Raw genomic sequence first — 245 nt, 5'->3', positions numbered from 1 at the left:
ATGTTTATCCAAAGCCATTTGGCCTAATGCCAGTCGTAGCGCAATCGGCAATTCAAAGCCATTCGACTCAAATCGAGGCGGTGCATTCAAGTACATCTGCGGTTCCACATCCATGAGTTGTATGTGGTTGAGCAGATTCGACGCGTAGTTTCGAAACGATGAATTGTCCCCGTAGAGGGTTTTAAGACGCTCAATCTCCGCTGCGATGGTGGGGAGTTCCGAGCGCGCGGCCTCATCTGTAATTG

General features: G+C 50.2%; 1 protein-coding gene. It reads right to left on the bottom strand.

The features are described 5' to 3' along the window. Positions 1-245: TerB N-terminal domain-containing protein (locus KMS84_RS44810; RefSeq protein WP_256921657.1), on the bottom strand; the 245-nt coding region annotated here is incomplete at both ends.

This window comes from Streptomyces hilarionis (genome assembly GCF_024539675.1).
GTDB classification, from domain to species: domain Bacteria; phylum Actinomycetota; class Actinomycetes; order Streptomycetales; family Streptomycetaceae; genus Streptomyces; species Streptomyces hilarionis.
Note: the sequence above shows the minus strand (reverse complement) of the source record. Positions and strands in the feature narration are given on the sequence as shown.